17 protein-coding genes are annotated in these 22508 nt (G+C 41.1%); 1 reads left to right on the top strand and 16 read right to left on the bottom strand.

Features of this window, described 5'->3' with window-relative positions:
• Positions 1-297: 297 nt before the first annotated feature.
• From ISALK_RS15505 to ISALK_RS04220, 4 genes are all read right to left on the bottom strand, one after another.
• Complete coding sequence (locus ISALK_RS15505; RefSeq protein ID WP_160719392.1) at positions 298-2067, bottom strand: glycerophosphodiester phosphodiesterase family protein; 1770 nt, start codon at positions 2065-2067, stop codon at positions 298-300.
• Positions 2039-3193, bottom strand: coding sequence for an acyltransferase family protein (locus tag ISALK_RS04230; protein WP_160719390.1), 1155 nt, complete (start codon positions 3191-3193; stop codon positions 2039-2041). Before ISALK_RS04230 ends, ISALK_RS15505 begins: the two co-directional genes overlap by 29 nt.
• A 180-nt stretch (positions 3194-3373) precedes the next feature.
• Entirely contained in the window at positions 3374-4141 is a 768-nt protein-coding gene (locus ISALK_RS04225) for a SurA N-terminal domain-containing protein (protein WP_160719388.1), read from the bottom strand.
• A gap of 283 nt (positions 4142-4424) precedes the next feature.
• Positions 4425-5348 (bottom strand): MBL fold metallo-hydrolase, encoded by a 924-nt coding sequence (locus ISALK_RS04220; RefSeq protein ID WP_236660255.1) that lies wholly within the window; start codon positions 5346-5348, stop codon positions 4425-4427.
• Between the two features lie 249 nt (positions 5349-5597).
• On the opposite strand from ISALK_RS04220, the gene ISALK_RS04215 reads away from it, so the two are divergent.
• Positions 5598-6080: a diguanylate cyclase domain-containing protein gene (locus tag ISALK_RS04215; protein WP_160719384.1), complete on the top strand. Its 483-nt coding sequence runs from the start codon at positions 5598-5600 to the stop codon at positions 6078-6080.
• A 123-nt stretch (positions 6081-6203) separates the two neighbouring features.
• Here the strand turns inward: ISALK_RS04215 and ISALK_RS04210 are convergent, their stop codons facing one another.
• The 12 genes from ISALK_RS04210 to ISALK_RS04155 form a co-directional block, all read right to left on the bottom strand.
• Positions 6204-7637, bottom strand: a complete 1434-nt coding sequence (locus ISALK_RS04210) for a polysaccharide deacetylase family protein (RefSeq protein ID WP_160719382.1) — start codon at positions 7635-7637, stop codon at positions 6204-6206.
• Positions 7638-7810: 173 nt separating this feature from the next.
• Positions 7811-9214, bottom strand: a complete 1404-nt coding sequence (locus ISALK_RS04205; protein ID WP_371723503.1) for a glycosyltransferase family 2 protein — start codon at positions 9212-9214, stop codon at positions 7811-7813.
• A 7-nt stretch (positions 9215-9221) separates the two neighbouring features.
• Complete coding sequence (locus tag ISALK_RS04200; RefSeq protein ID WP_160719380.1) at positions 9222-10277, bottom strand: HEAT repeat domain-containing protein; 1056 nt, start codon at positions 10275-10277, stop codon at positions 9222-9224.
• 117 nt (positions 10278-10394) lie between these two features.
• Positions 10395-12002 carry a GGDEF domain-containing response regulator gene (locus ISALK_RS04195; protein WP_160719378.1) on the bottom strand — a complete coding sequence of 536 codons (1608 nt, stop codon included), beginning with the start codon at positions 12000-12002 and terminating at the stop codon, positions 10395-10397.
• Between the two features lie 185 nt (positions 12003-12187).
• Complete coding sequence (locus ISALK_RS04190) at positions 12188-14524, bottom strand: hybrid sensor histidine kinase/response regulator (RefSeq protein ID WP_236660262.1); 2337 nt, start codon at positions 14522-14524, stop codon at positions 12188-12190.
• Positions 14525-14600: 76 nt separating this feature from the next.
• Positions 14601-15074: a hypothetical protein gene (locus tag ISALK_RS04185; RefSeq protein ID WP_160719374.1), complete on the bottom strand. Its 474-nt coding sequence runs from the start codon at positions 15072-15074 to the stop codon at positions 14601-14603.
• 107 nt (positions 15075-15181) lie between these two features.
• Positions 15182-15904, bottom strand: coding sequence for a permease prefix domain 1-containing protein (locus ISALK_RS04180; protein WP_160719372.1), 723 nt, complete (start codon positions 15902-15904; stop codon positions 15182-15184).
• A gap of 12 nt (positions 15905-15916) precedes the next feature.
• A complete protein-coding gene (locus ISALK_RS04175) occupies positions 15917-16273 on the bottom strand; it encodes a PadR family transcriptional regulator (RefSeq protein WP_160719370.1) in 357 nt (118 codons plus the stop codon).
• Between the two features lie 180 nt (positions 16274-16453).
• Positions 16454-16735 carry a phage integrase N-terminal SAM-like domain-containing protein gene (locus ISALK_RS04170; RefSeq protein WP_160719368.1) on the bottom strand — a complete coding sequence of 94 codons (282 nt, stop codon included), beginning with the start codon at positions 16733-16735 and terminating at the stop codon, positions 16454-16456.
• A gap of 441 nt (positions 16736-17176) precedes the next feature.
• Entirely contained in the window at positions 17177-17599 is a 423-nt protein-coding gene (locus ISALK_RS04165) for a hypothetical protein (protein ID WP_160719366.1), read from the bottom strand.
• Positions 17600-17650: 51 nt separating this feature from the next.
• A complete protein-coding gene (locus ISALK_RS04160; protein WP_160719364.1) occupies positions 17651-20917 on the bottom strand; it encodes a sigma factor-like helix-turn-helix DNA-binding protein in 3267 nt (1088 codons plus the stop codon).
• Positions 20918-21263: 346 nt separating this feature from the next.
• Positions 21264-22502: a topoisomerase IV gene (locus ISALK_RS04155; RefSeq protein ID WP_160719362.1), complete on the bottom strand. Its 1239-nt coding sequence runs from the start codon at positions 22500-22502 to the stop codon at positions 21264-21266.
• Positions 22503-22508 lie beyond the last annotated feature (6 nt).

Raw genomic sequence — 22508 nt, 5'->3', positions numbered from 1 at the left:
TCAAACGATAACAGCATTTCTTTGGTTCATCCCATAAATTTATTTAAATAATGGAACGCAAAATGAAAATCTGCTATAAATTAGGAAAAGAATTTACTGAATTATGTCCAAATATGCTTGCCTGATTCAGTGCTATATAAATATGAAAAAACGATTCATCAGATGCTCTACACATTTGTATTACTACCTCACAAAAGAACCGTCCCATTGTGAGCATAAAAGGTTAAGAGCGATGCAAAATCATAAAAGAGGACAAAAGATCCGTCCCGCTGTCCTCTCTGTGCTCTCTGTTTGCAGTTAGTCTCTCCTTCTACCCATTATTTCTTGAACCCGTAGGGGATAATCTGTGATGATTCCATCGATATCATATTGTAGGACTTCTTGGATGGACTCTTCCGTGTTTACCGTCCATACAAAGAGGCCTTTTTCCGATCGTCGGGTTCGTTGCACCAGTTCGTCACTGAGCATTCCTTTGTATACCGTCAGATAATCCACTTCTAAAGATCCGATGTCACCCAAGGCAAAATAAAGAATTTGAGCGGTTTTAATTTCAGGGTTTAGTTCCTTTACCTTCTTTAAAAAATCATAATCAAAGGATTGGATATAGGCATACTCCTCCATATCGTTTTCCTCCACCACCTTTACGATTTTTTCCGCGTATAGTTCGGATTCACCGAAGGTTTTAACATCGATATGAATGGTCATCTGTCCGTCTATTAATGTCAGTACCTCATCCAGTGTAGGTAAGTAGGGATCCCCGGCTTCAAAGTTTCGGGGCAGTATCGGCTCCTGCTCCATCAGCTCCTTATATTCGGTATTTCGGATGTTATGGGGAAGTCCGAAGGTTCTTTTCAGTGTAGGGTCGTGGTTTAAAACAATTACTTCATCCTTTGTCATCTGAACATCCATCCCCACCGCGTCCACCTGGGCTTCAAGGGAGCCCCGCACAGCGCTCAGGCTATTTTCAAACTCACCGCTTACAATCCCTCTATGGGAAATCACTTCCACATTTCTACCGGCATAGACCATACCCTGCTGGACGGCACTTCCCATACCGAAGGATCCAAAGACCATGGTCACAAACAAAATCAATACCGTAATCTTTCGCCGTCGCATCAGTCGGAAAAACTTATACTCGAATTTCGCTAACCCCGGAAATTCCTTTCCTTCCAAGGACATTACCGGATAACGGCTGCCGATGCCTTTTTCTTTCCGATACAGTTTCGTAATCACCATAATGTTTATCGGTGTCACCAGGATCGAGACCAAAACCCCCAGCAGTCCGGCACCGCTAAGAAAGAGGTTCTGTAGGTAAACATTTATTTCATCCCCCAGCATTCGTGGTATCCCTGCAACCAATGGTAGAATCACCACCGTAATGGCGAGCAGGCCCATATTTAGCACCAACAGTTTTATAAAGGTTGTGATACTGGCATTTTTGGTAAGTTCCCAACTGCTTTTCATCGACTGAAGGGTGGTTTTTTTCCCCAACACAATTTCATGAATTGTAAAAATCAACCGAATTAATAGATATAGGGCCAATGCCACGAAGCCATAGTAAAGCATTCCAATGATAGGCCCCTCTGTAATCTGGTCCTGCAGGATTCCCGGTAGTTCTATCAGCTCGGAGATTTCCGGCATCACGGGGATTTGTATCAACGGAATCAAAAGCAGAAGAATCAGGGCTAAAGGGATCAGTCCGAAACTGAGAATCCGTCGTAAGGAATAAAACATACGGATCAGTCCATCGGTAATGGAAACCCCTTTCTTTTCTTCCATGGGATAGGTCATCGCCACCAGAGTTCCGATTTCCACCATAATAAAAACCGTTGCAAGACCCATCAATAAAATCAGTCCGATAATCCCCCGAATATCCAGCAGCAACGAAAAAGCCCCTTGGTTAAGGGCCACTCCCCCCCGGGTAAAGAGCAGTACCCGATGCAAAACATAACTCAGGATCGGTATGAAGATGTAACCGCTTATAAAAAGGTAAAAAACACCAAAGGCGGTGAATTCCCGCCAATAGTGTCGATAGTCTTTAATACTCCGTAAGATTTGTTCTTTCACGATGTAATCGAAGCTCCTTTCGTTGTTCTCCTGCCGGCTGTGGCTTTTTCTTTTCCATGCGGCCGATTACGTAAGCGCTCCAGGAAAATTGACTGAGAAAATCAGTTGTGGCAATGGAAAGCACCGTGCTTCCTACCGTCAATACCGTAAGGCTTGCCACCGGTGTTAGATACAAGGTCCTTCCGATCATAAACTCCGTTATTACAAATAGATAAAACATATGCAGCAGATAAATCCCAAAGGAATATCGACTGATGAACTCCGTGAACCTTAGGGAATACTCTTTTTTTCTGGCAAACCGGTACAACATCAGGAACATGGCCGCAGTAAAAAAGATCATATCAAAACGTTTCGAACTGTTCTCCGTCAGCAGGCCACTAAAGTTCATAAGTGCTAAAAAACCTCCGCTAAGGGCCACAAAAGGAATAACCCACCGATCCAGCCGATCCAGTAATGCGTGAAAAGCCTCCTGTTTTCTGCCGAGAACGTAACCACAGGTGAAGTAAAAGATCCATGCCGGAGCGGTTCCCCAGGTAAAGATTGTAACCAGCTCTTCACTGTAAGGGACCCCTGCTTTCTGGATTCCGTGAAAAATGAGATGATAGGCCACATTAATTGTAAGACTTGCCCCTAAAAGGGTTTTCACATTCATATTTTTCAGCCTGCTATGGAGAAAATAGTGCAGCAGATAGAATTGAAAAACCAGGATAATGAAGTATCCGTGGCGATAAAAACCGATCGTAAGGTTTATGGCAAAATTCCTGAAAAACTGAAAAAATCCCGCCAGGTTCATAGTACCTCCACCCTCGTAAGTCATTACAAAGGCATAGAGTACCCCCATGGATACGTAGGGTAGCAAAATGTATTTGATCCGTTTTTTGAAGAATCCCGAAGGAAGCCCCTCTTGATAGGAGTAGGATAGTAAAAATTCCGTTAGAAACACAAAAATCGGTGTTCCGAAGGTGGCAAACAGGCGAAGGGTAAGCAGTGCCGTTTCCATGTTTTCAGTCAGACCTCCGTTGGTCTGGTGTACTTCAATGGCCCGGGTGATTGCATGTACAAACACCACCATAATGATTGCGACGGTTCTTAGGAGATCAAGCTCCTGTATTCGTTTTCGACTCATGAAACCGCTCCTTTTTAATCGGTTTTTAGACAACTTCCTCTTTTCGGACAAACGTTGATATGTGTTTGATCAATAAAATCCAGGGTTTCTTATTCCCAGAGTAAAAAACGCCTTATATCATAAATGCCCAAGGAATTGTAAGCTGTTCCTCGGGCATTTTCATTACTTTCGTGCAAATAATTATAGATACAGTCGTTCAATTTCGCTGTCTTCCATTAACTCTTCGAGATACTCCATTTGCATTTCCTGTTGCTTTTGTTGTTGCAGCTGCTGAGCAATCTGTTCTTCCACTTCTTCAAAGGGCACGTGTTCCTGTCCCTGTTCTTCCCAGCTTTCTTCAAGCTGAGCATAATATGCTTCTTTTTCATCCTCGGTAATTTCAATGCTCTCCATATTTAAATTCTGACTGAATAGATTTTCGATCATCAGATTTTCCCGTATAAATGCCCGTAAGGATTCATCATCCAAGCCTTCGACTTCCATGGCTTCTTCCAGCCCTTCTTCTCCGCCGAACTGCTCGGTTAAATCATCAATATTATCTTCGACGTCTCCATCACTGACATCGATCCCTTGATTCTCGGCTTCCTGCAGCATCACATTCTGACTGATCAACGACTCTATTGCCTGCTGCTGAATTTGCGGGATCATAACAGCACCCTCTTCGCTGTCCAAGTCAATTCCATATTGCTGAGAGGCCGCAAGTTTGTTTCGCTCAAATTCCTCTTCAAACTCGGAAAAAAGTACTTCTTCATCATTTATCCGAACTAAAACATCATCGTCTTCATAGTCATCCGGGTCGATTTCTTCCGTTGCTTCCGGTACCTGTCCTGTAGCTTCTCCATTTTCTTCTGCATTGTCATTGTTGTCTGTATCACCGTTGCCACAAGCCGTCAAAACCAAAAGGCCCATACCCATGATCAGCAATACTGTAATAATTTTTTTCTTCAAAATAAAACCTCCTATAAATTGTCTTCTCTTTTGGGTAAATACCCCCTGTTGCATACTCCTTTCATCCATGAGTTCGGATGTATTTTTCTACAACGACTACACCGTAACAGAAAAATGTTTCATTAGTATTTCACAAGAAAAAAGCACCCCTTTACCGGGTGCTTTTTGCAAATACCTCGTTAACCATTTTATACTTAAATTCTTTCAAAACCTCATGTAGCTCTTCTGCCAATTTTAGAATTTCTTCGGCCACCAGGGCAAAGCCTCGACCTGCCTAATTCCTTTAAAAATCCCACCAAGGAGTGATGGAAAGATCCAAATCCTGAAGGTCCACGGTCTCGCCGATTTGGGGGGCGATGATTGAAACCTCCCGGTCCTCCCCTTCCACAAGGGCTCTTTCAATTAGCTCTGACCAATCGTGTAGTGATAGAGAAAAGGCACCCCAATGCATAAGCATCATTACCTCTCCCCGGGCATCAATATGGGCCTGAACCGCTTCTTCGGGAAACATGTGGGAGTCCGCCCATCGGCGATCGTATTGGCCACCCTCAATTAAAGTCAGATCAAAGGGGCCGTAGGTCTCTCCGATTGCCTGAAAGTGTTGTCCATAGCTTGTGTCGCCGCTAATATAGATATTAGTCTCCTCTCCGGAGATTACCCAGCCGGACCACAGGGTACTGTTTTGATCAAATAAACCTCGGCTGGAGTAATGCCGGGCAGGAACCGCTGCAATATCCACCCCTTGCCATTCTACCTCATCCCACCAGTTCATGGCAGTAATGTTCTCAGGCTCCACTCCCCACTCACTAAGATGGGCATCCACACCCAGGGGCACGAAAAAGTGCTCCGTCTTATCCTTTAAGGCAAGAATCGAGGGATAATCCAAATGATCATAATGATCGTGGGTAATAAACACGGCGTCAATTTGAGGTAAATCTTCAATCACATGGAAGATGTCCTCGGTAAACCTCCGGCTTCCGATAAAGGATACCGGAGATGCCATATCGTCAAACATGGGGTCGATTAATATTTTTTTATTATCAATACTTAATAGGACATTTGAGTGCCCAAACCAGGTAAGGCTATCCACATCACTGTTAATCCCCGCCCAGTCCAAGGGTACCATGGGAACCTTTTGTGAAGGGACACGTTCTCCATCCTGAGTGATCCAGTCCCAAATAAGACTTCCCAGGGAGGTTGGATCCATTCCGTTCCTCACGCGGGGACGGTTCTGTTGTGAGATTTTCATATAATAAAAGCATTTCTTTGGTCCATCGAGCAACATAATTCTAAATAATGAACTCTAAATTGAGACTTCTAATAAATTATGGAAAACCATTTATCGAACTTTCCCTAAATATGATTGTCGGTTTCAATACTCTTATAATCTGAAAAAAATGATCAATTATATGCTCTACACGTTTGTATTGCTACCTCACAACAGAACCGTCCCTCTGTGAAGCTCACCGGGCTGCCCAATCGACGATTATTTTTTGAAGTATTACAACGGATGATCCTGGAACACGAAAGAGATCAAAATAAATTTATGCTGCTATTTATTGATTTAGACGGATTTAAGGAAATTAATGATCAGTATGGTCATGAAGCCGAGGATGAGGTTTTAGTTACCGTTGCAAACCGTTTGTCGGATGATGTTCGAAAATCCGATACCGTTGCTCGAATGGGTGGCGATGAGTTTACCATCATCCTGCGTAATACCGAAGACAAACAAGCGGTCACCGATCTTATTCAAAAAATTCATCGAAATATACAAGAGGTTATGCATATAAAAGGGAATGCCTGTTATGTAAATTCCTCAATCGGTGTTACCACCTATCCCGAAAATGGCACTGATAGCGAAACCTTATTAAGGAATGCGGACTCTGCCATGTACGAAGTGAAAAGAAACGGTAAAGGCGGTTATGATTTTTTTCAATAAGGATTTTTTAGACTTGAGGGCTACTACGAATAATGAAGAATAAGATACAACCAATAAGGAAAATTAACATACAGATATAAAGAACCGCCTGAAGGATTGAAAGATCCCAAGGCGGTTCTTTTATTATGAGCCCTGATTCCTTAACTCTGAAATCGTAACGAAATCGTAACCTTCCCCGTCCAAATAAGCGAGTACTTTTCCCAACCCTTCCGGAGTCCCCGAGTGAATATCATGCATCAGAATTATACTATCTTCCTCTACATCAGATTTTACACTCTCCAATATTTTTTGAGGATCTTTATGTTTCCAATCCAGGGTATCCACCGTCCACAGAATTAAGGGAATCTGCACGGAATTTTCAACCGCTTCGTTAAAAGCTCCGTAGGGAGGTCTTAGGATCTTGGGCTTCCGGCCGATAATCTCTTCAATGGCTAGGCTCGCTTTTCCCACTTCATTTTGAATCGCCTCAGCTCCCATAGCGGTTAAGTCCTTATGATCATAGGTGTGATTGCCGATTTCATGTCCCCGATCAAATACTTCCCGGACCAAGTCCGGATAGAATTCCACTCGATTCCCCAACATAAAAAATGTGGCTTTTGCATCATATCTATCAAGAATTTCAAGTATTTCCGGAGTGTATTGGGAGTGGGGACCGTCGTCAAAAGTCAACGCAACTTTTTTTAAAGGCTCCTCTTTATCCTCTTCCTCTTCATTCCCCACTTCAGAATTTTGATCTTCCTGTTTTTCTTCATCATCGGATTCGGTTACGGACTCGTCCTTCCCATCAACCTTTAGGAAGTCCTGACCCGTTTCTGTCAGTGTCAGATTAATCTCCTCTAAGGGAACGGTTATTTCCGGCATTCCCGCCGCACCTGCCGTTACCTCATATTTATCGAACTTTAGAAGGAGTTCCCGGTCCTTTAGAATGATTTTTCTAAAAAGATCCGGTGAGTTAAGCATTAAGTCCTGCAAATACTCTTTAAAGAAAAAATCTCGGTATTCTTCCGATTCTTGAAATTCCTTAAGAACATAGTTATAAAGCGCTTTGCGATTATTCTGACTGTCCACGATCACCTGCTCCGGATTAAATACTTCTTCTGACTCTAAATTCATATGGTAAATCTGCCCTTCCTGTCGGCCATTGGCCCCACCGACAAAGCTTTGTTCATCAAAGGCGATCCCGTACACTTCATCAGAAACTCGATAAATATCAAAAGATACATTAAATGTAGCCGGTCGTTCCTTTAGGTGCTGCTGATTCTTGTCTACTTCTCGGAAAAATTGTTTTTTTGCCGAATCCACATAGGCTTCAATTTCTTGATTCAGGGATGGCGCCTCAAAAACCGGATAATGAATAGCCATTCGATAGGTTTCCGATTCATCGATCACCGCTTTGATATCAATTCCCGGATAAGCGGATTCACTAATCTTAACATCATCTTCAGAGTCTGCATTGGAATCCCCATTGTTTCCAAATCCATCGTCTCCTAAGATTATTACCGTCATAAACAAAATGGTGATCAAAACCAAACTCCATGCCACTTTTTTTCCTCTCATTTTTCCCCTCCATTCTGTGTGTTTCCTATATAAGGTCATTTGCTTTAGTTTTACTGTCATACTCTTATGACGATGAGATTTGCCGAAGGGTTCCCATTAAAAAAAATTAAAAGGCACTTCATCGATAAGGGGATTTTTCATGATGGCTTTATGCTTAACGTGAAGAACCCGATTTATTCTTGACTCTTTTCACTGAAAGCTTTTCGCTTCATATCTCCCCATTTGTTACCCCTTCTTTTATATTGCCAAAATGCCACAAAGCGCCACCAGGTAGTGAGCTGCCGGTATCCGAAATTTTCCAGAACACTATAGATCACCAGTGTAAAGTATTCGGAAATATTGTTATATTTTTTGAAATTGTATTCATCCAATAAAATTGCACCGATGGATAAAAAAACGCCGTACACAACAGCAAAAGCAAAGAATACCAGGGCAAACTCCAAGCTGATAATCCCATACCAGAAGGAAAGCAGAATAGCTATGTAACCGATGATTTCAATTACCGGCCCCAGCATCTCCACGAAAAAAAAGTAGGGCATTCCCAAAAGACCCACGGTTCCGTACTTCGGATTTAATAGCATGCCTCTATGATTCAGCATAGTGTCCATCAGCCCTTTATGCCATCGTTTACGTTGATTTTTTAATGTTTTCAGTTCTTCCGGCACCTGAGTCCAGCAAACGGGGTCCGGAACAAAGACGATTTCATACTTCTTTTTCTTCTCCTTCATCAGTCGATGAATTTTCACCACCAGTTCCATATCTTCCCCGATGGTTTCTTCCGTATAACCCCCGGCTTCGATCACCACTTTTTTATTAAAAACTCCAAAGGCTCCGGAAACAATCATCAGAGAATTGATCATCCCCCAGCCGATTCTGCCGAATAAAAAAGCTCTTAGGTATTCCACGACTTGAAATCGAACAACGGATTTTTTACCCAGACTGATTTTTTCAATAAATCCTTTACTAATCTTTGCATCATTAACCGGTCGTACAATCCCTCCCGATACCACCACGTCCCGATTTTCCACAAAGGGACGTACTACTTTAACCAAAGAGTTCCGTTCTATAATGGAATCCGCATCGATAGCGGTAATCAAGGGATATTCCGCCACATTTATTCCCGCATTCAGTGCATCGGCCTTCCCTCCGTTTTCTTTGTCCAATACAATAATATTTTCCGAACTTGCGGAGAGGTAAATCCTATTCACTTTTTTCGTAGAAATCTCCTTTTTATAGGGCATATCCACGCGGTGCAGATCAAACTCCTCCATCAATACCTTCAATGTTTCATCCTTCGAACCGTCGTTTATGATAACCAGTTGAAACTCTCCGTATTCCAAACTAAGTAAGGCTTTTATATTATCCACAATGGTTTCCGCCTCGTTAAAACAGGGAACTAATATGGATAAGGGTGGTGTATAGCTCGATGCAATCATATCTTCATAGGACCAGTAACGATTCTTTTTTCGATGGATGTAGATCCCCCGAATGGAAAAAAGAAAAAGAAGGGTATACACCAGGTTTACAAAAATTATATAAAACAAAATAAAGTAATTGAAATGAATAATGCTTTGCACCCAAAAATTATCCGTAAATATTTTCTCCCACCTCCATCAATTCTTTTTCCATATTTTGAACAATCCTGTTTTTAATTGTACCTTCCTCCAAATTATCCAGAAGCCCATGAAAGATCACCTCTTTTTGAATGACTTCCGTAGCTTTATCCGCTGCAAAGCCGTCTTCAGAGTCCATCATCGCCACTAAAATTTTCAACCCTTCTTCCCCTTGCTCCTTAAGAGCATTAGCGGCGTTGGTTCGCACATGCCAATTGGAATCTTTCATTAAACTGCCCAGGATCTCAATCCCGTGGCCATTTTTCACATACTTAAGATACTTGGCTAAAAAAGCCCTTACTTCCCACTGTTCGTCGGTTTTTAATGCGGCGATTTTGTTAAAATAGTCCGCATCTCCGATATCTCCCAAGGCGGCAGCTCCCTTTAAGGCGGCAATTCTGATTTCTTTTAAAGGACTTTCCACCATCTTTTCTATCCTAGGAACACCTTCCATATACTGTCTTTTACCGTAGATTTCCAAGGCCAGAGCATGTAGAAAGGAATCACTCCCTTCCATGATCTCTTCCAATATGTCACGAATGTCTCCCTCAACCAGTTCCACCAGTACCAGGACATTATTCTTCTCCATGGAACGATCTTCTCCTATGGCCTGTAAGATTTCTTTTAAATATTTTCGGTCCTCCAGTTTAATCAAGGCTCTTGCCGTAATGTACAACAGCTCCCGATCCTTAAGCTTTAACTGTTCCAACAGCAAAGGGGCAATTTCCTTCAATCCGAATTCGCCCCCCTGGTAGGTGGCAATTCTTTTTCTCCAGGGATTGCTGCTTTTTAACTTCTTCCTAATCTCTTCAATTTTGTGTTCCCTTCCGATTACCTCCAGGAGCCTTTCTTTTGCCTCTCCGGTTAAAAAGATTCCGTAACTTAAAATCAACTCCTCAAAGACCCTTCGCTCACGTTTCGTTGCAGGGGTCCTTAATCGATTTTGATCTTTATGAGAGATATAATCCGCCAGTTCCTTTTCAAACTCCTTTCGAAGGTTTTCTTTTATTTTTAAGGCACGGATCATATATAGTTTCCTTACCAACAACAAGAAAAACAACAGAAGGTTTAACAGAAGCATAAACAAAAATATAGGCATAATGTAATTTTCTATCATCATACTAACACCCGATTCTCTTTTAATTTATAGAAGCTTCTTAATCTTTTCTTCCAATACTTCCAGGGAAAAAGGCTTTGTGATAAAGTCATTGGCCCCCAGTCGAATATTGCTTAGGATATCCTTTTCCTTATTTTTCGCGGAAATCATGATGATTTTCAAGTCCCTATAATCAGGATCTCCCTTGAGTCTTTTTAAAACTTCGGTTCCCGTTAATTTTGGAAGCATAATGTCCAGCAACACAAGGTCCGGTGGAAATTTCCGAATCATTTCCAGAGCTTCCTCCCCATCCTGGGCATGGGCAATTTCATAGTTTAAATAGGCCAGTCTGGTTTTTATAAGATTTGCTATAAGTAGGGTATCGTCCACAATCAGTATTTTTCTTTTTCGTTGCTCTTTTTTGTTCGGGGCATAAATCGTTTGATTTCTTCCCTTTTCCTTTGCTCGGTATAGGGCCTCGTCCGCCTTTTCCACCAGTTCCCTCATGGATACATTCGGTTCTTTCATCATGGCAATACCGGAGCTAAAGGAAATTTGATACTCTTCTTCCCCCTCCGGGGTAAAAACCTTTTCCTTAACGGATTTTCTGATTCGTTCCACCACAATGTAGGCCTCTTCATTCGTAGTTTCCGGCAGCAGTAATAAAAATTCATCTCCCCCATAGCGAAACACCTGATCATATTCTCGTAAATTTCGGCGGATACATTCCACAAACCCTTTTAATACTTCATCTCCGAAAAGATGGCCGTAGGTATCGTTGGCTTCCTTGAAATGGTCCAGATCCATAAAGGCAATGGAAAAAAATTTTCCCTGACGATGATGCCGCTGTTTTTCCTCTTCAAAACGTTTGGTAAAGTATTTACGACTGAAGGCACCGGTTAATTCGTCGGTGAAAACCTCCGTGTTTTTATTATGTTGCTTTTTCATAATTCCCTCAACTCTGGATAAAAGCTCTGCCGGTTCTATCGGCTTTTCCAGAAAATGATCCACTCCGTCCCTTAAGGCCCGGTAACGGAGCTCTTTGTTTTGAACGCCGGTGAGAAAAACCACGGGAATATGAATTTTCTCCCGGAGAATAAACTCATGGATATCAAAACCGGATTTCCCGGGCATCACCACATCCACAATTACCAAATCAAAGGCTTCCGATTTTAAGGTCTCCATGGCTTCCTCCGGATCCGGGGATACCATCACTTCATAATCGTAATTTCGTAAAATGTTACCGATGAAGTTTAATACGGATACCTCGTCATCAATAAGCAGGATCCTTCCTGTAGCCTGTATGGAAGAAGGTTCCCTATGGGAAAGGCCTCTTTTCATATCTTCTGTTGAGAGTAATTCCCCCGTCTCCGGGGCTACAGAACCCCGAAAATTTTCCTTGGACTCCTTGCCGAATTCCTCCTCCATACGACTTTCCATCAATATCAGGACTTCTCCCAGCCCCCTGATCACGGTTACAATTTCATGGTCCTCCAGAAAACCGGCCTCTTCCTTTTCTTCCAACAGTAACTGAAGTTTTTCCGCGGAGTGGGAAATTTCCTCAAGTTCCAGTGTTCCTGCGGTCCCCTTAACGCTGTGAAAGAAACGATGCACCGCTTCATAGCCGCCTTTTTTTCCCTTTGTGACCAAGTACAATTACTGTCTCGTAACATCAGAGAGCTCGTCAATTTTTTCCGTCAAAAACTGATAACGGCTTTTTCGTAATATGGCCTGCATTTTTTCCTTGTTCATTCTTTTCACATCCTATCTTGAGAGGCGCTTCCCCCTGCTTTAGTTCCTTTTGCTTGTTATTTCCGATTGGTTTACTTTATCCGCTGTTCTTAATCTGATTTCTTCTTACCTTGAATCTCCAGCATAATCCTGAGCAATTCCTCGGCAGAATAAGGTTTTACCAGATAATCGTAGACTTTGCAGTTTTTTATGAGTTCCTCTGATTTTTCCAAAGCGGAGGAGATGATCACGGGAATATCCTTTGTAGCCTTATGTTCATTCAGCTCTTTAATAAGGTCCCAGCCTGTCATATCATCCCCCAGCATCAAATCCACCACCACCGCTGAAAAATTAGTTTCCTTGGCATTTTTCAAAGCACTTTGGGGACGGATATGATGAAAGACTTTAAATCCCCTGGCTTTCAGGGTCTCTGACAACAGAAGGGCTAAACTGATATCATCCTCCACCAGCATCACATTGTCCCCATTTTCATCGGAATTATCTTCGGATTCTTTTTCTAACACTCCGTGATCACCTTCATGATCCTCAATATGGGCAGGCAGGGAAAAGTACACCGTAGTTCCCTGATTTTCAATGGATTCGATCCGGATCCGGCCTCCGTGGGCTTCGATAATTTCTTTGCAAATGGAAAGTCCCAAACCGGTTCCTCCGATTTTTCTGGTTTCACTGTTATCGATTCTTCTAAACTTATCAAAAATATTGGTCAGGGCCTCCGGGGGAATTCCCATCCCCTGATCCTTAATACCAACCACCAGATCATCCTTACGATTTTTCAGAGTAATGGTTACATCCCCTCCTTCCGGAGAGAATTTTATGCTGTTACTGATCAAATTCGTAAACACCTGGTTGATTCGGTCCCTATCCACTTTGGCCTTGGCGAAACGGGCATTATCCACGATGTTTACATTGTGTTTCGATTCGTGTTTAAACTTTTCAATCCCTTCCATGGCAATTTCATTGACGGAGTGCAGTTCCATGGTATATTCCTGTTTCCCCGACTCCATTCTTTGAAGGTCTAAAAAGTCGTTGATCAGATTCGTCAGACGGGTGGCTTCTTTATGAATGGTCTCCAGATATTTCTTTTGTCTTTCCGGCTTCAATTCCTTCATTAACAACATTTCTGAAAAGCCCAGTACACTGGATAGCGGAGTTCGAAGTTCATGGCTGACGGTACTTACCAGTTCCGATTTCATCCGATCCACTTCGTACTCCTTAGTGATGTCTCGATACACAAAAATCGTTCCGATCTTTTGCTCATGCATGAAAACCGGCGAGGCATAAAGTTCCACGAATACCGGCGGTTCCCCTTCCAGGGTAAATCGCAGGTTTTTGGATTTATTAGCGGAAAACTCTATAGATTCCCGGAAAAAATCTTTCAATTTCTCTTTTTCAACAGCTCCTTCGATAAAATCATCAATCCAAATACTTTGTTGCACCCGGAGTTTCCCTTCGTAACCGTTAAGTCTCAATAAATCCGCTAACACGTTATTATACTGCAGCATTTTTCCTTCCAAGGATACCAGTTGCAGCCCCTCATTAACATTTTCTATAATGTTTTCATTTAGATTCTTGGTGTTTTCCACCTGTTCATACATGTCAATCCGACTCAGAGCCACGGCCAGTTGCTTCATCAGTCCGTTAATCTCTTCAATTTCCTCTTCGCTAAAGGGCCGCCCCAGTCTTGTCAGGGCGAAAAAACCTTCCACGGTCCCTTCCGTACTCAGGATACCTGTGTAGAAGTCATAGCAGTCAAAAGCTTCTTCAGCAATTCCCTGCTCTTCCCCATAGGCTTTACGACGGATCACGAAAAACTTTTCCTCCTCCAGTCTGGAAAGGATTTCTTCTACGTTCTCTTTTTCCAGAAGGGACTCTATTTTTTCTTCCCTTAATCCCTTGGTCCGGTGCTGCTTTTTCTTCACGTCCATAAGAATTCCCTTATCAAAACCATAAGTTTCCTGAAAGTAGGTAAATACGATATCAAAAAACTGTTCCTTGTCCAAGGTCATGGTTAAGGATTGATTTAAACTGCTGTATTTCTCTATTTTATTCTTGGTACGTTGCATTTCCTCTAAATACTCTTTCATTTTTTGCTGAATTTCCTTAGTCTCCGTAACATCAATCCCGATCAATATGTACTGAAAGGGTTTGCCCTCCGTGCTAAGGTAGGGAACAATAGTGGCATTGACCCAGAAAAAACGGTCATCCTTACGCTTATTCTTCATTTCATTATTCCATATTTTTCCTTTGCTAATAGTCTCCCACATATGTTTATAAAAGGTATCGCCATGGTACCCGCTTTTTAGTATTCTGGTGGTATTTCCCACCAGTTCCTCCCTTTGGTATCCGGTACTTTGGATGAATCGGTCATTAACCGACACAATCACACCTTTTTCATCGGTAATACAAACACTGGCCGATTGATCCAGGGCTTTTTTAATATTTTCAATTTCCAGTAGATAATTTCGCAGCTGCTGTTGTTGGTTTGGTCTCTTGTTCTCTCGGTTACCACCTGAAGAAATTATCCCCCTCTTTTCTGTACATCAGTTTCCCCACATCATCATATCCTCTAATTTCCTCCACAGTGTCAGCGACACTCGACGTATTCGAATAATAAACGTAATAAAAAACCCCTTCGGAAAAGTCCTTCATTGTCTTTGTTTCTCCATTTCTGAGCTCAATTTCAATGGTTACGATGGATTCATCTGCATAGCCGTAAAAAGCGGTGATCATATCCTCTCCTCCCAGATAAAACCTTCTCTTCCGAAAAACAATGGCCTCTTCCCCTTCTTCATCAGTCCAATTAAAAAGCTCCAGAGGCCTTCCCAAGAACATCCCCGGACGGTGAAAGACTCCATAAACTTCCTTTACATAAAAAGGGGAAAACCAATTCTCATACCGGGCAAAGATTAATCGGCCTGAATCATCTTCAATGCTCTCGATCTCTGTTGCCGGTCCAAAGTGGGTATTTTTCTCCATATGTTTGTATGCGGATTCCCATGTAAAAAAAAGTTCGAGAGAAGCGAACCGAAAAGCGCTGATGATTATAATAATTCCGAGGTAAAATGCCAATTTCTTTTTTTTGCTCATGGTGAACTCACCCCTTCCGGTACGGGAATTTCTATCTCAAACTTCCGATTTGCCTGATCATAGGAAAGTGTAATAGTCTCTGCGTTAAAATCAGCTCCATAGAGAGTCAGTGCCAATTTCCCCCAAAAAAACCGGGTTTGATAAGGGTTGGCCAAGTAATGATAATTCTCTTCCTCCTTCACATTTGAGACGGATTCAAAGAACAAATGATGATTCCTTGGTCCTCTTGTATAGAGGGTGGACTTCATTAAAACAATCACTTCATCAGGCTCCTGGAAGATGGCACGGTCAAAGTAAAGGGTCCTGTGATCCAGGGTGATCTCCTCATCGATGGAAACTTCAGCAAGAATTTTTCCGGAATCCAAAGGCGCTGGTTGTCCATAGAAATCCCCTCGGTGAAGCTCGGTATATATAGAGAAGATCGTAAGGCCTACCATAAGGATTGCTAGCCCTTTACTGAGGACCAGAGCCCAGCCAAGGATTGGATGGTGAACTTCATTTAAAGACTTTCCGATCTCCACCGGCTCTCCCATTTCTTCGATGGTTTTCTTTAGGGCCTCCTCTTCCGTCATCTCATCCTTCAGAAAAAAGTCTTCCTTTTTATCTTCAATATGATCCTGTAGCTCTTTTTTGATTTCCGGCTTTACTAGAGAAAATCGTACTTCCTTCAGCACTTTGTCAATAAATATCTGATCTGCAGTATCTTCCTTTTTTTTCATGATCTCCCCCCTTTAGCTGATTGTCTGAAGGCTTTTCCCCTGATTTCCCTGTAAAACCTTTTGGACATTTTCTGTGAAGGATTCCCACATCTTCAGCTCCTCCTCCAGCTCCTCCGCTCCCCCCTTGGTAATCCTGTAGTATTTCCTCATTTTTCCCCGATCCCCTTTTGCCTTGTAAGATGTAACCCATCCCTTTGCCTCCAGCCGATGAAGAACGGGGTAAAGAGTCCCCTCCTTAAACTGAAACGCTTTTTCCGATCGCTCTTCCAGCTCTTTGATGATATCATAGCCGTATCGGTCCCCCTCCTTTAGCAGAGATAAGATCATTAGGACCGTGCTACCTCCAACCAATCCTTTATCATATTTCATGTCTTTTTCCTCCTTTACTAGATAACACAGCAAAATTACCTAGACACTCTATGTTTATATTATACATAGAACACCTAGGTAATACAAGGATTAATATCATTTATTATTAATGAGGATGCATTTAGGAAAACTCCTCATGCGGATCCTGTTGTGAGATTTTCAAACGATAACGGCACTACCTCACAAAACCACCGTCCCCTTGTGAGTAGCGAGCACATAAGTATAGAAAAATTTAATTGCGGAAATGTAATTGTTGATCGTTCCCGCTGAGATCTTTCTTTCGTTTTTAAGATATAGAATATATTGTTGTATATCACTAAATGAAACGTTTTCTACGTCTTTTTGATGTGTTTCCATGAAATGAACGAATGCCTTCATTCTTCTTACGTAAGACTCTTTTGAAGAAGCCGGTGAACCTTTAAGTTCAAAGTACATCTCAATATCTTTGTCATAGTTCAGCATCGATTCTACCTCCTGATCATTTAATAATGCATGATAAGTACTAAGAATCAGGAAGGTGGAGATCGGCTATAACCATGTAACCGGTGTATTTTTTTCTTATCCCATGTTATAATCATGATATGAAAAAGTATGCCTCCTTGTGACTTGTTATTGTTTCGCAGCTTAACAATATCACATTTGGGTATGCTTTTTCACTTTTTTATCTTTTTCTTTAAAAGCCATCGCGAAGCGATTTCGTTCTTCTTTTGTGAGTTTTTCAAGCAATAACAACATTTCTTTGGTTCATCCCATAACTTTTTTAAATAATGGAATACAAAATGAAAATCTGCTATAAATTAGAGAAAACATTTTCTGAACTATATCCAAATATGCTTGCCTGCTTCATTGCTATATAATACGAAGAATGATACATTAGATGCTCTACATATTTATATTGCTGCCTCACAAAAGAACCGTCCCGTTGTGAGCTCGGTCTTCAATGGCTGCCAGTTCTGAAAGTAGGATAATCATATTTTCGTCCCCTAAATATAGATACACCATTTCGTCACCCTTTACCAAGTTATGGGTCAATTGACGAAGGTCCGCTGCAATTTCCTCCGTTGATCGAGGGTTTACGGAATCGATGTCGACGGTTGCCTTCACGTACTCAAAGAGGTCATATTCTTTTCCAAGATACTCGGGTACATTGTAATCAAAATCGGCTTTTAATCTAGGCCTTGCAAAAGGGTCCTCTTCTGTTCGTCCGACCCTGCTGACGGAAGGTTCTGCTTCCCCCAAAACCACGGCCGTTATGCCTAACGTTACCACTACCCCTAATACAAAAGCGACAATTGCGATTTTCTTTTCTCTATTGATATTTAACACCCTTTCCTTTATTAATATCTCTTCTTTTACACCTATTGAGTAAATTAGGTGTTACCGGATCCATACTCTTCCTGAATCATCAATCTTTACTTGGTTTTCTTGAAAAAACTCTTCAGGAAGCTTTTTATAAATCACTTCCTCGTTTTGCATAAAATCTTCTATTTGTTTTAAGGTAATGTACTTCTCCTGACTAAACTCTTTTTTAATAAGTTCAATCATAAACTCACCTAAGGTATCGATCGATGAATTTTTTCTTATAATAATTACTTTGTCGTATCTCCAATCCGGTATATCTTTCCACAGGAATTTATAGTCCTCTTTTAAATATTTCTCAATGGTTGCCTTTACGATATAAGGATTCCATGGAAGTGTTTCACCGTCCACATCTATTGTTCTCTCTGTCAAATCAAATCTCTTAAAATCATTGAGTACAATGTAATCCTTTTCCTCTAACAGCAGTTCCACATCTTTTCTTACGTTCTCAATCAATTTTTCTTCGATGGAAACAAGTTTAAAAAGAGTAAAACTATCTTTGTCCAGCTGAAACAAATTTTCTTTGGCTTTGGCGATCAGCGCCGCCGTGGAGAGATAACTAAAGCGGTATCTCTCTTGCAGCAGCTTTTTTAGATCCTCCTGGGTTTTAATTTTTTCCTTGTCAAACGCCCTGTAGATCAGCTTATCTGCCGTAAACTTTGTTTTGGGTGAAGCTTTTAGAACATGGGGCCGTCTTACAAAGTGAAATTTATCGCTGAAAAGGTGCTTCATAATGGAATAAAGAAGATCGTGATCATCAATGTTGTTTTCTTCTAATAAATCCTTGGCATTTTTCATAGTCATATAGGCGTTGGTATATCCATTATGAAAACTGCTTAGGATTTTTTCATACAGCTGAACTTCAAAAAACTTTGTGAACTGCAGATAATCATAATGGATTATTTCCGAGCCTCGATTAGACGACAGCAGTTTCTCGCTGTTATTGATCGCCCCCTGCATCATGATATCCGAGGTCTTAAACTCTTTTTTTATAGTGCGGCTATCAATCCTTCCACCCTGCTCAGAGACATAGTCTTCAATCAGTTTCCAGAGTTCTGTTTTTTTGCCATCCCGCTTGCTGATCACCAGCTTTTTAAAAGTGTACTCCTCTTGATAATAGTACTTTAAAATCCCGTACAAAGCATTTTTATCGGATATGTTGGTATGCTTATCCAACTTGCTTTTGAAATGGTTATATAAATAATCGGCTGAAACCGATCGGTTGCTCTTTATCGAATGATCAATATAGTCCTTGATTTTATTTAATAATAAACTGTCGATGACAACATTTTCGATGTGATTTACGCTATTGCTTTTCCATAGAATCAACTCCTCGTTGTTCTCCGTTAAGGCCCAAAGAGGTCGGTCATTTACATACTCCTTTGGATCGATTTTGAACTCTTTATACATGTAGTCTCTAATAAGCTCAGCTTTCTCGGCAGTTCTTTCAATGCCATAGGGGAAGTGCTTTTTGATCAGGAGTCCCATCATATCCAATTTGTAAAGTCTTGAACGGGAAAAGAGATTGTTATATCGAACGTAGCCGGCACTGGTTAAAAATCTTTTTAAAATCTTTTCATTTATAAAGGAAAGACCTTGTGCGTGTAAGACCTCCTCCATTTCATTTAACGTCTCCGGGACTTCAATTATTTCTCCGTAGGAGTCCACCACGGCTTTAATTTTTACCGACACTCGATTACCGTCCAGATTCACCAGGATCGTATCTCCCGCTTCCCAGTAAGTGAGGTTCTCCAATCCATACTCATTTAAAAAGTGCTTTACGATCAGGGCTCTTTCATAGGTTTGAAACAAATCCACCAACTCATCAAACTCTATTACGGACCGGTCGGCAAAATACCCTTTCTTTTCAAAAACTGACTCGGTGATTGTAAGAATGTCCTTCAGCTGCTTAACCCCTTTTGCCTCTTTTTGACGGATCCGCTCCCGACTGACATTTTTCCTGTTTCCAATTTCACTCAATGTCGCCTTGTTAATAACCCGTTCTTTAAATATTTGATAGTTTTCCAGGGTTTCTAAGTATTGAAAAGCCTTTGCCACGTAACCCTCCAAACTGTTGCTGTATAGTCGGATTTCCTCTTTCAGTTCCCCGACCTTCTTTTTACCCATGCCTGGGATTCCATTCAACTCGGCCTTTTTAATACTTGCCAAGTCTCCCAGATTGTTTACTCTTCGATCCGTTAGATACCGGAGCGCTTTTCCGTCAAATACTTTTTCGACAGGTACCGCTTCAAAATCTTTGCTGATTTCAAAGAATCCTGCTTGTAACTGTTGAACGATCTCTTTTTTTTCGAGATTATCCAGATTCTCTATTTTATCAATCACATCCTTAATTTTTCTTTTCCCGAAGCCATTTATATTGTATAGTTCTTCGTAGGGTAGTCCTTCTAAGTCCTGTATGGTTTGATACCCTTTATTGATGCAGAACTCCCGGAAGATCCGAAGCGGGTTCCCGGTAAAATAGTCTTCAATCAGGAGGTCCAGGCTTTCTTTGTCTTTCGGCAAGGAAATTCTCGGGATTTCCTCTTCGGCTTTCGGAGAGATCAGATGCTGCTGATACCGCTCCTTAATCTTTTGTACTTTCGTCAGTCCAAAACCTTTTACCGCCTGCAATCCATCGAGGTCAATATGCTCAAGATCTTTGATGTATACCAACCCCTGGGCACTGCAGTATTTGCGAAAAGCAGTAAAACCGTTTTCCTCAAATACATCTTCAATCAATGCTTCGTCGGCCCGGGCTTTTACTTCTGAAGGGATTTCCTCTAAAACTTCTTCCTTTACAATTTCATTAACCATAAATCCGACTTTCGTAAACCCCTCTTCTAAAGCGTCCATGGTGGTATATTCATTTAGTTTTGCCAAACCGTTCAGTAAAACACCTTCAAAAAAAGCATCTTCCGTCACCCTGAACTGTTCAAGAAAAGATCCAAGCCCCAGTTCCTTAAAATCAACCTGTCTAAAGTTCTCACTCCCGGCTTCCAACTCCGCTGTTATGTATTTATAAGGGAATTGAATTACCCAGTTATCCCATAACATGGATGGTTGATCGGGCTCCGTCCCAAAGCCCCTGATTTTTAGTTCCGTAATGAGAATCTTTGCTTTTATCGGATCCAATCGATAATAGGTCTTTAAATCCTCTAAATCAATCGTATCTCCTTCGAGGCTAACTTGTTGAGCATCGATAAAATCATGAAAGTAGTAACTGACAGTATAGAGTCTTTTGAGGTTTATCCATTTTGGTTTTCTTATATATTCTGTCCCATGCATCAGTGTGATCCTCCCCAATAATCATTTTTACCAAAAGATCCGACAAGGACGGATATTCACCTGTATTCTTGTCGGGACTTTCATTTTTAATAATAGTTTTTTCTGGATTAGTACCATAGATCAAAAATATTGCTCTCTATTCGTTTCGATTTCTATAGCAGAAAGAAAGCGTGCCTCAGTGTTTCTTGAACAGTTACATAGGTTATTTCTATATGCGTTTGTATGGCGATCTCACAAAACCACTGTTCCCGAGTGATATATATGTTTAAATTTCAACCTCACATAGGTACCGTCCTCTGTGAGTTTTTCATGTTTTTTATACCTTATTCTCCTTAAAAGGGCATAGTTAATCAGGTAAATAATAATACTTCCCCTCTTTCAAGATAATTTTCACATCCTGATTATAAACTTCCATCGGTACTTTTTCACTTTTAAATCTTAAATTGCTAATTGCATTAATATTTTCAGCCAGTCCTTGTTCCAAGGTTTTGTATTTCCACTTCTCATCCTTTAAGACTGGGATCTTTCCAATGTAACCTTCAATACCTCGCTTGGTTCTCCGGTTATTTGACAAATCTATTTGATGCATTTCTAAATGTTTGCTATGCCACACCTCCAGCGCGTCCCTTGCTCCTTCAGCGACATTTTTGTATTTATTGTAGGTTGCATAACTTAATTCATTAGATATTTCTCCCTTTCCTAATAGGTATGTTAGCTTACTGATTTCTTCTAGTGTAGCAATCAATACATTTTGAAATTCCAGTAATCGATTAAAATCGTCTACCGTCTTTTGATAGTCTTTATAGTTTGGTTCCGTATTGCTATGAGTAAGATCTGTAATCGTCTCATTTACTTGTCCTAGTAATTGGATAGCATCTGCTTTTCGGGCTTCCAACATGTTAAGTTTCCTTTCTCTCAATTCATCATTTTCTAGGATTTCTGCACTGAACTGGGATACTTCGCCAACCAGGGCAACCAACGATGTAATGCGACTCTTAAACTCCCTTTGTTGAAAGTCACTGATCTTACTAATACTTTCACTCATTGTTTCAAGTTTTGAATTAATCTCAGCCATGTAATACTGTCCTACAACCAGGGCACCTACGTTCACAGCATTAGCACCAATATTCGCAGCCTTCGTGGCTTTCGATAAGTTTTTAGGATCCACCTTCACCAGGTTTGCTTGTCCTTTTATGCTTTTAGCATTTCGATAATAACCACGATAGGCGTTTTTCATATTCTTAGACTTTGTAAGGGTCTCACCCTTGGGAATAATAACTTTGTAGATCTCAGCATTCTCTATAGCTTTATTCGTTACAGTGCTTGCCGCTTTATTGGCGAAGTTCGGAAACCCTTGGGTTATCCTGGCTATTACTGTGTCATCGGTAATCTCAACCATATTTGCTTTCTCTTTTAAGTTTAGTACCGGATTTTTTTCTATCGGCAATAATACACTATCTCCTTCAAACTCCATAAGTTCAAAAGAATTCATTTCAGCATCTTCTATCTTTGTATTTTTCTTTTTATTTATGATTACAAAAGCTATGATTATTAAAAGCAAGCCAATTACGATCATAAGCTCCATATCCCA

The organism is Isachenkonia alkalipeptolytica (genome assembly GCF_009910325.1).
GTDB lineage: Bacteria > Bacillota > Clostridia > Peptostreptococcales > T1SED10-28 > Isachenkonia > Isachenkonia alkalipeptolytica.
The sequence above is the reverse complement of the archived record's forward strand: the minus strand, read 5'-3'. Positions and strand labels throughout refer to the sequence as shown.